This is a genomic window from Nocardiopsis valliformis DSM 45023 (assembly GCF_000340985.1).
Taxonomy (GTDB): domain Bacteria; phylum Actinomycetota; class Actinomycetes; order Streptosporangiales; family Streptosporangiaceae; genus Nocardiopsis; species Nocardiopsis exhalans.
On record NZ_ANAZ01000080.1, the window covers coordinates 1 to 1,108 of the forward strand.

Below are 1,108 nucleotides of genomic sequence, written 5' to 3' on the forward strand. Positions count from 1 at the left end.
TGCCGCCCGCGCCCTGTGGAACGCACTCCACGACTGGTGGACCATGGCCTCGCAGAACCGACGGGTGTCCTTGAAGGACGCCGACGCGGCGATCAAGTAGGCCCGCAAGGAGATCGATTTCCTTGCCGCCCTGCCCGCCCAAGCCGCCCAACAGGTGTTGAAGCAGTACCACCGAGCGTGGGTGAACTGCTGGGAGGGCCGTGCCGAAGCACCCCGGTTCAAGTCCCGTGTCCGAGCGAAGATGAGCGTGGACATCCCTCAGGGCCGGGACCTGAACATCACCTGTCTGTCCCGCCGCTGGTCCACCGTCAAGATCCCCAAAGTCGGCACGGTCCGGTTCCGTGCCCACCGGGCCATCCCCGGGACCGTGACCGGCGCCCGTCTGGTGCGCGAGGCCAACGGCTGGCACATCGTGCTGCGCACCCGCTGGGAACAGTCCGACCCCGCACCCCACACCGGCCCCACGGTCGGTATCGACCGGGGCATCGCGGTGCCCCTGGCCCTGTCGGACGGCACCAACCACACCCACACCCCGTGGGAGCGCCCCAAAGAAGCCGAACGGCTCCTTTGCCTGGAACGCAAGGCCGCACGGCAACGCCGCCACCACACCCGGGGCGAGCAGATCAGTAACCGGCTCAAGGCCACCTACGACAAGATCGCCGCCCTGCGTGCCCGCCTCGTGCGACGGCGCTCCGACTGGCAGCACCAGACCACCCGCACCCTCGCCGACACCTACAGCCTTATCGGGTTGGAGGACCTCAACGTCGCCGGGATGGTCCGATCCGCGAAAGGCACCGTCGAGGCCCCGGGGCGCAGTGTCGCCCAGAAGGCCGGGCTGAACCGGTCCATCCAGGGCGAGGCGTGGCATCAGCTGCACACCCAACTGGCCTACAAGACCACCGAACGCGGCGGCACCGTCATTGTCGTCCCCGCCCCGCATACCTCCCTCAGGTGTCACCGGTGCGGGTTCGCAGATGTGAAGAACCGCAAGAACCAAGCGGTCTTTGCCTGCCGGAACCCCACCTGCGGATGGGTCGGGAATGCTGACACCAACGCCGCCCACAACATCCACCATGCCGCTGAACAGGTGGCGAAACGAGATCCCGCG

The 1,108-nt window shown here is 67.9% G+C and carries 1 protein-coding gene; it reads left to right on the top strand.

Annotated features, from left to right (window positions below):
- Nucleotides 1-112: 112 nt before the first annotated feature.
- Nucleotides 113-1,108: RNA-guided endonuclease InsQ/TnpB family protein (locus tag D457_RS33915; protein WP_275041027.1), on the top strand; the 996-nt coding region annotated here is incomplete at its 3' end.